The organism is Paenibacillus antibioticophila (assembly GCF_000455265.1).
GTDB classification, from domain to species: Bacteria; Bacillota; Bacilli; order Paenibacillales; family Paenibacillaceae; genus Fontibacillus; species Fontibacillus antibioticophila.
In genome coordinates this window covers 139,433-148,713 of sequence record NZ_HG005142.1, presented here as the reverse complement: position 1 = coordinate 148,713, position 9,281 = coordinate 139,433, and the positions used below count along the sequence as shown (strand labels likewise).

The following is a 9,281-nucleotide window of genomic DNA, read 5'->3' as shown; positions in this document are numbered from 1 at the left end:
TGGACGCTGGTGGAGATTTCCTCGTGGAAGCAAATCACCGAAGGCAGTTATACGCTTGCCATGGTGATCGGGTTTATCGGTCTGGCCGCCATTTTGTCGGTCCTCCTGCTTACCCATTATCTCAGCAGCCAGTTTACGAAGCCGATCAAACAGCTTGTTACGGCCATGCGGTCGGATTTCGTCGATAGCAATAAAACAGAGCTTCCCCGCGATTACGAAAACGAATTCGGGTATCTGTTTGCCGGTTACCGTAAGCAGAACGAGCGGATTGAGGAGCTATACCGCTCGCTCGAACGGCGGTACGAGCAGCAGCGCAAAGCGGAGATTGAGGCGCTGCAGGCCAACATTAATCCTCATTTTCTCTATAATATGCTGGACCAGTTGAACTGGATGGCCATTGAAGCGGGGCAGGATGAGCTTAGCCGGATTCTTGAGCTGATGGGACGCATGTTCCGCATCGGCTTGTCGAACGGCAACAGCTTCATCACGATTGCCGAGGAGCTCGAACATATTGCTTGTTATTTGGAAATCCAGCAGCTTCGCTGGGGCGAAGGGCTTGAATTCGAGATCGAAGCATCGCCGGAGCTTAGCGATTTGTTTATTCCGAAGCTAACGCTCCAGCCGTTCGTGGAAAACTCGATCGTTCACGGCTTTAATGCCCGGAGCCGCGGCTTTATTCGCATCCGGTTCGAGGATAAAACCGATAGCTTGCAAATTACGATCGAAGACGACGGAGCCGGGCTCAGTAAGGCCGCCGACAGGAAACAGCCTCGCCGAACAGGCGGGTACGGGATGCGCAATGTGAGGGAAAGGATCGCCGGTTACTTCGATGACCGCTATGGCGTCGAACTGGCGGAGCGGGAAGAAGGCGGTGCTCGCGTCGTGATCGATTTGCCGCGTCTGACGGAGCCTCCCCAGTCTGCGGGGAAGGATAAGTAAGAGGATTAGGAGGACAGCGAAATGTGGGAAATTGCCATCGTTGATGATGAACGTCAGGTGCTTCAGGGCATGAAGCGGGCAATTCCATGGGAACAGCTCGGCGCCGCATGGGCGGGTGACGCGCTGAATGGAGCGGACGGCCTGGACATGATCCGCGAGACAGAACCCGATATCATTATCACGGACATCTATATGCCGTCGATGAACGGCCTGGACATGATCGAACAGTTGAGAAAGGAAGGGTACGATGGCAAGATCATTATTTTGAGCGGTTATTCCGATTTCGAATACGCGAGGCAAGCGTTAAGATATAACGTAAGTGACTACGTGTCCAAACCGATCAGCGTTCCGACGCTAAAAAGGATTTTGTCCAAGGTGGTCGAGGAACTGACGGAGGAGGAAGTGAAGCGGATCAAGCAAGGTGAGGTCGAGCAAAAACTCAAGCTTTACGAGCCTTTTATCGAAAAAGAATGGGTAAGATCCGCGGTGGTCGGGACGCTGGAGGACACCTACTGCTCTCCCGACAGCTTGCCTCATCCATACCGGTATTGGTCAAAATGCAATCATATCGCCATCGGCATCGATACGGTCCGCGATGTGCGGGCCAGCCAACTCCCGCTGACCGATTGGAACCTGTTCCGGTTTGCCATCAGCAATATCGCATGCGAGGTGGCGCGTAAAATCTTTGCGGCGATCGAATATACCGAGCTGCACAGCTCCAGAGCGGTGCTGATCGTGCATCCCCAGCCCGAGGAGAATCGCGGGGAATTGGAGGATCGGCTGAAGGAATTGGGTATGAAGCTGATCGACAGCGTCAAATGTTATGTGAAGCTCCAGATTCGCGTCGGCATCGGAGAAATGAAGCAAGAATGGACGAAAATTCCCGATTCGACCGAAGAGGCGTTTCGCGCGATTGATTCGAGAACTCAGCGGCTCGTTCCGAACTACGAGATGTATTGGTATGAGAGAGAAGCGAAGGGGAACAAAAATCAGCAGTCCGTCACTTTGTTTCCGGTCAAATTTTACGTTGAACTTGCGGGTGCGATCAAATCGTCCCAGGAGGAAGAGGCCAAGACCCTGGTTGAAGAGCAAGTGAAGCTGTTGGAAAATCAGAAAGCGATTACACCGGAGTATATCCAAATGCAAGCAGGTGAGGTGTGGGGCGTATTCAACTATAGCTTATATGAAGCAGGCATTTTGCTGGACGACTTGTTCCCGAACGATCTCATCGCCAAAGAATTGATATTGCTGACCGATCCGGTTCAACTTGCCGAATGGTTGTGTTCCAAGATATCCATGATCTGCAGAAGCCGCCAGCTTCGGGGGAACAGCAAACACCGGCAGGTCGTCGATTTTATGACTCATTATATCCATGAGCATTATGCCGAAGATATTACGCTAGCCGAGCTGTCGGAAAAAATTTATATTTCGCGGAACCATCTGTCTATTATTTTCAAAAACATCACGGGGGAAACCTTCAACAATTACCTCACCCGCGTGAGAATCGAGAAAGCCCGGGAGCTGCTGCTTGAGCGCAACATGCTCGTTTATGAGGTGGCGGAGAAGGTCGGGTACAAAAATGTGCCGTATTTCAGCACCTTGTTCAAAAAGATCACGGGAATGAATCCGACGGATCTGATCAGATAAAAAAGCAACACTAATAAAGATTTGACCTTTACGTTACGGCAAGGTATTTGAGGGAAGGTGTCAGGAGGTAAAACATGGAATATACCGTTCAAAAGCTGGCCTGAAGTAGGAGGGAACACGGGACATGTTCAAAGTTTTGTTGGTGGATGATGAATTTTTTGTTCGCAAAGGATTGCAGAAGCTGATTCCATGGGAGGACCTCAATTATACGATTGTGGGGGAGGCGCAGGATGGCGAGGAGGCGCTTCGCATGATTAAGCATTTGCAGCCTGATCTTGTGATTACCGATATCCGAATGCCCATTCTGGACGGGCTGGATCTTATCCGCTGCGTCAAAGAAGAAGGCGGTTCGGATCTTTTTTTCATCGTGATCAGCGGATATCATGACTTCGATTACGCGCGGCAGGCGCTTCGCTACGGTGTTCATGATTATATATCAAAGCCTGTGGATGATGAGGAGATGATCGCAGCGCTCAGGAAACTAGCCTTGAACATGAGCAGAATAAGGATTGCCAAGGCAACGGGCGAAGATCATTTGAACGGTTCAGTTCTGGAAGCGCTGGTACAGGCGAACCTTCGACTCGAGGAGGCTGGGCCTTATGTCCAAGCCTTAGGACTGACAGAGGCGTCGGGCTTTCGCTATGCCTTGGCTGAGATTCATGCCGCTCCCGGGGAATTACATGTCGGCCTAAAACAATTTTTGAAAGCGCTATCTTATCTTGAAGACTGGACATCCGATATTCCCGTGTTTGAGCAGGATCGGGGGAGATTCGGGATGTTGTTCACGGTGGAGCGGTTGATAGAACGGTACGGAGGGTTGCCCCAGGCTCTGGAAAAGATTCGTACTGGCCTCACCAAGCAGTTGGGAACGGAAGTCAGCCTCTATACAGGCGGTACCGTTCCTAATATAGCGGATGTTCGCAGGTCCTATAAGGAGGCGAACGAGGCGGCCAGACATAAGTATGCTGAAGGCGGCGGTGTTATCGAATACGCGCAAATTAAGGATAAACCCCTGTACGTATTCGACTTGAGTCCCGGCACGGTAAGCAAGCTGATTATGCAGGTGGAAGAGGGCAATCAGGAGGCGTATCGGCAAACGTTGGACGGCATGTTCCAGATCTTCCGCGCCCAGCGCTATACTCCCCAGGCCGTTGCCGGTTCTCTCTCCCGTTGCACGACCGGAATAATCAGTGTAGTGAAGGAAATGGACGGCAGTATTGAAGAGGTGCAGCGATTGAAGGAACTGGCTGAACGGGAATTCGGCAACTGGAATTTGGCACTGTTGAAAGAGCGCTTCCTGCTGGCGATTATGGAAGCGGAGCGATATATAGCTGAGCTGCGGAAGGAGCAGTCCAAGGGAGATATCAAGCAGATCAAGAAATTCATTGACGCCCACTACTTCGAGAATATCAGTCTGAAGAGCATCGCGGCTCAATTTTATATGAATCCTGTCTATTTGGGCCGACTGTTCCGTAAAAGCTACGGGCGATATTTCAACGATTATGTGCTGCAGCTGCGGGTAGAGGAGGCCAAGAAGCTGCTTCGTCAAACCGATCTTAAGATGTACGAAATTGCGGCCAGGGTTGGCTTTCAGAACGCGGATTACTTCGTAACTCAGTTCGAGAAGCTGGAAAAGGTGTCGCCAACGGAGTACCGGAACCGGCTGATCATCAGAGAATAGAGGGATGCGGTATGAGGTTAAAGTTCAATCTGAACTATTTGAAACTGCGCGACAAGCTGCTGCTCATGTATCTCCTGTCGGTCTTCATTCCCATTGTAGTAACCAATGTTGTCTTCTACAATGTGACCACGGCCAATATCCGCAGCCAGAAAATGCGCGATGCGGATATGGCCTTGAACAATCTCAAAAACGACCTGCGGGTGACCATCGATCAAGGGGTGGGACTATCCTATTCCCTGTACGCCGATTCCATTTTCAACAAAACGATCGCCCGGCGCTTTTCCAGTCAGATGGATTACGTAGAGGTTTACAATACCTATCTGAGAGGGGTGCTTACCGATCTGAATATCCATGGCGGGGTTTCCTGGTATCAAGTGTATACGGACAATCCCACCGTTTTGTCCTCCGGCTATATTGATCGATTGACCGACGCAGTTCGAATATCCGACTGGTATACCCACTCCAACTTCTATTCCGTACCTTATCCTACCCTTATTTATTCGGACGGGAAGCTCAGCCTGATTCAAAGGTTAAACAACTACCATACCGGCGGCATTGAGCAACTGGTTAAAATTGATTTGAACATGAATTTGATCCGTCAAAAATTTCTGAATAGCGCGTTCGACGGCAAAGTTTACTTTGTCGACCCCGAATGCCGTATACAGTTTGCAAATGATCCATGGGGAGAAGGGTCGGGCGAAATCGCAAAGTTTGAGGACGTTGCCCTTCCGAAGAACTCGCTATTATTCGAAGCTTCTTACACCGGCATCAATTATCTGGAAGGATGGACGCTACATGGCGTGATGGATGAGGAAAGCGTCCTGAATGAGGTGCGGAAGTCGCGTTCCTTCGTCATTTGGCTGGCATGCATCAACTTTGTGCTGCCCAGCTTGATCATAGCTGCGATGTCAAGGTCGCTGCATGTGCGGTTGGTGCGCATACTTAAACATATGAAGAAGGTCAAGTCACAGGATTTCCAGACGATTCCCAACGAAGAGGCGAGAGACGAAATCGGGCAACTGACGATTGAGTTCAACCGGATGACAGAGACGATCAATAGCTTGATCAATGAAGTTTATCTGGCGGATATTCAGAAGAAGGACCTGGAACTGAAGCAGCAGCAAGCACAGCTTCATGCACTGCACAGTCAGATTAATCCCCACTTTTTGTTTAATACCATGGAATCGATCCGTATGAGAAGTTTAATTAAGGGAGAGGAAGAGACCGCTAGGATCATCCATAATATGGCCAAGATGTTCAGACGGTCCATCTCCTGGAGCCGGAACGATGTCACGGTTCAAGAGGAACTGGAACTCATTCGGAACTTCCTGGAGATTCAGAAGTACCGCTTCGGCGACAAGCTGGAATACAGCATTGAAGCGGAACCGGCGGCACTTGAACAGCGGATTCCGAAGATGGTCTTTCTCCCGTTCGTCGAGAATGCCAGTATCCATGGAGTTGAATCGATTCCGGGTCAAGGCGTTATCAGGCTGTCTATTACCCTGCGCGAAGACCAATTGATCTTTAGCATAGAGGATAACGGGATAGGGATGTCCCCCGCCAAGCTGGAAGAACTGCGCGAGTATTTGGAGCAAGAAGCCGGTATGGGCGAGCGGATCGGCATGAAGAATGCGTATAGCCGTCTGAAGCTTTGTTATCAGGATCGTTTTGATTTTGCAATCCATACCTGGGAAGGAAGAGGAACTCAGATCGAAATCGCTCTGCTGATTGACGAGGCGGAGGAAATATAGGTACGCATACAAACGATATACTTTTCAAAGTAGGAGATACAGTTTGACGGGTAAATTTGTAAACGATTTCTTGTTATATTGAAAGTGCTTACAAATCTGATGATACCGAAGGGGGAATCAGTTGAATGTTTGGTAGGAAAGTATTGATCGGAGGAATGGCAGTATTGTTGATGGCAGCTTTAGCAGGCTGCAGCAGGGGCGGATCGTCCTCGTCCTCGGAGGGCTCCCCGCCGGACGGCGATAACAACAGCCCGGTTACCTATACGTATTTCACCTTTGGCGCTCCCAAAAAGGATGTTCTCGCAAGTGAAACAACCATCGGGAAAGAATTGTTCGAACAAACCGGCGTTGACTGGAAGATGGAATATCTGGTGGGTGATGCCCCTACCAAAGCGGGGGTTATGATTGCCAGCGGAGACTATCCCGACATCATTGACTCCAGCGGAGAAATGGCCAAGCTGATGGATGCGGGAGCTTTCATTCCGCTCGATGATCTGATCGAGAAGTACGGACCCAACATCAAGCGTGTATATGGTCCTTATATGGACAAATTCAGACAGGATGACGGGAAAATCTACTTTTTCCCTTATGGAGCTAACATCGGCTATATTTCGGAACCTAATTTTCAAACCGGCTTCTATATTCAACGTTCTGTTCTGAAGGAGTTCAATTATCCGAAAATTACTACACTGGATGAGTATTTCGACCTCATCAAGCAATACAAGGACAAATATCCTCAGGTGGACGGCAAGGAAACCATCGGTTTCGCAACCTTGGCCGGTGAACCGAACAGTTTCTTTACCCTGCAAAATCCGGCCATGCACTTGGCTGGGTATCCCAACGATGGCAGTGTCATGGTGGATATGGAAACTCATGATGCCAAGCTGGTGGCGGGATCCGATCATCAGAAGCAATGGATTCAGAAGCTGAATGAGGTGAATGCCCAAGGGATGCTCGATCCGGAGTCCTTCACGATGAACAGGGACCAGTATTTGGCTAAGCTGACCTCCGGACGTGTACTCGGTTATTTCAGCTATTCCTGGCAGGTTGGGGATGCTACCAACAATTTGAAGAAAGCCGGTATTGATGACAAACGTTATGTTGCGATGCCTATCGTTTTCGATAAAAGTATTAAGGATCAATATATCGACCCTCCTGGATTTGTCAACAATTACGGAGTCGGGATCACCGTCAAAGCCAAAGATCCCGTCCGCATCATCAAGTACTTCGATAACCTGTTGAAAGAGGAAAACCAGATTCTGGTTCAATGGGGCATCAAGGACGAAGCGTATAGCGTGGATGAGAATGGACGCTTTTATTTCAAGGATGATGAACAGCGCAAAATTCACGAGGATCCGGAATTGAGCCGAAAATACGGGTTTGACTATTTCAACTACAGCTGGCCTCGTTACGGCAACAATTCCGTCCTGGCGGACGGCAATGCCTATGGTCCGGGCAACCAGCCGGAGGTCGCAACCTTTACCTACACGGACGGAGACAAGAAGCTGCTTGAAGAATATGGTGTGAAGACCTTCGCAGAATTGTTCAGCACGCCTGATGAACGTCCTTGGTCTCCCGCTTGGTCGATCGCCCTGCAGCAAGGCTCTCCCGAACAGTTATTCATAACCAAAGCGGATGATCTGCAAAAGAAATATCTGCCCAAGCTGATTCTGGACCCTCCGTCCAGTTTCGATAACACATGGAACGAGTATATGGGCGAGTTTAATAAACTGGACAAGAAAACGTATGAAGATACGATAACGAAGGCTGTAAAAGATCGCGTTGCCGGAAAATGGTAATGCAACAATTGAAATAGGTTTGCCAGATGCTGAGGGTCGGAAGTCGAAAGGCGTTTCGACCCTTAGAGTTTATAGCAGAGCAGGAAAGGAGTAATCCCAAATGGAGAAACCGATCGCTTCCTTAAAATCGGTGCCGACAATTAAAGGAAAGAAACAAAACCTGTTTTTCAAACGCCTGATACAACAGCGAACGCTCGCCCTCATGTGTATTCCTTTCGTAATTTGGGCTTTTATCTTTAAGTACCTTCCGCTTTGGGGATGGACGATGGCCTTTCAGAACTTTAAGCCGGCCAGATCCTTTGCGGAGCAGGAATGGGCAGGTTGGCGGCACTTCCGCCTTCTGTTTGAAGACAGCACCTTCTACCGGGTGCTGCGCAACACCTTGGTGATGAGCTCTATTAATCTGGTGCTTGGCTTCATTACGGCGATCACGCTGGCCCTTCTACTGAATGAGTTGAAGAATGTCATCTTCAAGCGGGTCGTTCAAACCGTCAGCTATTTGCCGCACTTTATTTCCTGGGTTGTGGCGTCAAGTATTGTTCTGACGGTGCTGTCACCGGACGGCATCATCAATCTGTTGCTCATGAAATTTCATCTGATTGATACGCCGGTGCTGTGGATGGGGAAAGGGGAATACTTCTGGGGTATTCTCGGGGCAACCGAGGTTTGGAAAAATGTAGGCTGGAACACGATCATCTATTTAGCGGCCATTACCTCGATCGATCCCTCCCAATATGAGGCGGCTGAAATCGACGGGGCTAACCGCTTCAAACGGATGCTGTATATAACACTTCCCGGGCTAAAACCGGTTATTATTATTCTGCTGATTATGAATCTGGGCAGTATTCTCGAATCCGGATTCGAACCGCAATATTTGCTGGGCAATGGCATGAACATGGATTATTCGGAAAACCTTGATATATTCGTGCTGAAATACGGTTTGGGGATGGGGAACTTCTCACTGGGTACGGCGGCAGGCATATTCAAAACCGTAGTCAGCTTTATCTTCCTTTTCTCCGCCAACTTTGTTGCGAAGAGAATGGGAGAAAGCAGATTATTCTAATGTAGGTAGTTCAAAAAGGAGGCCTGCGCCATGCGAATTGGAAGAGCGTCCCGCATACGCAATCCTAGTTTAGGAGATAAAGCTTTTGATATTTGCAACATTATATTTATGATCTGCCTGATGGTCGTCACCATCTACCCCTTTATCAATATGATCGCCGTTTCCTTTAATGACGCCAACGACGCCATCAAAGGCGGAATTTATTTGTGGCCGCGGATGTGGACCTTGGACAATTATAAATATATCTTTGGAGAATCCGATATTTATCACGCCACCTTGATCTCGGCGCTGCGTACTGTGGTCGGAACTGCGGTTTCCGTGTTCTGTACGGCAATGCTGGCCTATACCCTCAGCCGCCAGGAGTTCGTGCTCCGCAAGTCTGTTACAATCTTTTTCGTATT

Annotated in this window: 6 protein-coding genes and 1 pseudogene; all 7 read left to right on the top strand. The window is 49.3% G+C overall.

Going from position 1 to position 9,281, the window contains the following annotated elements; all coding sequences use genetic code 11:
- The coding region (locus tag TX85_RS27755; protein WP_044481849.1) for a sensor histidine kinase at nucleotides 1-939 on the top strand (939 nt) is incomplete at its 5' end.
- A gap of 21 nt (nucleotides 940-960) precedes the next feature.
- Nucleotides 961-2,586, top strand: a complete 1,626-nt coding sequence (locus TX85_RS21070; RefSeq protein WP_044481848.1) for a response regulator transcription factor — start codon at nucleotides 961-963, stop codon at nucleotides 2,584-2,586.
- A 124-nt stretch (nucleotides 2,587-2,710) separates the two neighbouring features.
- A complete protein-coding gene (locus TX85_RS21065; protein ID WP_044481847.1) occupies nucleotides 2,711-4,267 on the top strand; it encodes a response regulator in 1,557 nt (518 codons plus the stop codon).
- 11 nt (nucleotides 4,268-4,278) lie between these two features.
- A complete protein-coding gene (locus tag TX85_RS21060; protein WP_044481846.1) occupies nucleotides 4,279-6,018 on the top strand; it encodes a sensor histidine kinase in 1,740 nt (579 codons plus the stop codon).
- Between the two features lie 125 nt (nucleotides 6,019-6,143).
- Nucleotides 6,144-7,817 (top strand): ABC transporter substrate-binding protein, encoded by a 1,674-nt coding sequence (locus TX85_RS21055; RefSeq protein WP_044481845.1) that lies wholly within the window; start codon nucleotides 6,144-6,146, stop codon nucleotides 7,815-7,817.
- A gap of 100 nt (nucleotides 7,818-7,917) precedes the next feature.
- Nucleotides 7,918-8,880 carry an ABC transporter permease gene (locus tag TX85_RS21050; RefSeq protein ID WP_044481844.1) on the top strand — a complete coding sequence of 321 codons (963 nt, stop codon included), beginning with the start codon at nucleotides 7,918-7,920 and terminating at the stop codon, nucleotides 8,878-8,880.
- Between the two features lie 30 nt (nucleotides 8,881-8,910).
- A pseudogene (locus TX85_RS27750) lies at nucleotides 8,911-9,281 on the top strand (carbohydrate ABC transporter permease); the annotation flags it as partial.

Coding starts and splice junctions, on each gene's coding strand:
- TX85_RS21070 (WP_044481848.1), top strand. CDS start 961: ATGTGGGAAATTGCCATCGTTGATGATGAACGTCAGGTGCTTCAGGGC.
- TX85_RS21065 (WP_044481847.1), top strand. CDS start 2,711: ATGTTCAAAGTTTTGTTGGTGGATGATGAATTTTTTGTTCGCAAAGGA.
- TX85_RS21060 (WP_044481846.1), top strand. CDS start 4,279: ATGAGGTTAAAGTTCAATCTGAACTATTTGAAACTGCGCGACAAGCTG.
- TX85_RS21055 (WP_044481845.1), top strand. CDS start 6,144: ATGTTTGGTAGGAAAGTATTGATCGGAGGAATGGCAGTATTGTTGATG.
- TX85_RS21050 (WP_044481844.1), top strand. CDS start 7,918: ATGGAGAAACCGATCGCTTCCTTAAAATCGGTGCCGACAATTAAAGGA.